A 328-nucleotide genomic window follows, 5' to 3' on the forward strand; every position below is an offset into this window, starting at 1 on the left:
CGACGAAGTCGGCATCCCCTTCACCCGTACCCGCCTCACCGCCCTGCGCCACGATGCGCGCATCGCCGAGGTCGAGGGCGACGACGTGCGCCTGCAGCCGGGCCTGAGCTTCAACCTGGTCGAACACCCCCGCGCAGACCTCAACATCCATTGGCGGGTGGCCAGCGTGCGCCACGAGGGCGCGCAGTTCACCAGCCTGCAGGAGGAAGCCGCCGGCGCCGAACAAGGCACGCGCTACTCGCAAAAGGCCCTGCTGGTGCCCGGGCGCATCGAATGGCGCCCCGAGGCGCCACCCAAGCCGCGCATCGACGGCCCGCACATGGCCACG

1 protein-coding gene is annotated in these 328 nt (G+C 71.3%); it reads left to right on the forward strand.

What is annotated here, in order from left to right; all coding sequences use genetic code 11:
• Window positions 1-328 (forward strand): contractile injection system protein, VgrG/Pvc8 family (locus NMG10_RS25925; protein WP_337994579.1); only part of this gene is annotated, 328 nt, incomplete at both ends.

Origin of the sequence: Pseudomonas sp. DVZ6, from assembly GCF_024259445.1 — a bacterium.
GTDB classification, from domain to species: domain Bacteria; phylum Pseudomonadota; class Gammaproteobacteria; order Pseudomonadales; family Pseudomonadaceae; genus Aquipseudomonas; species Aquipseudomonas peradeniyensis.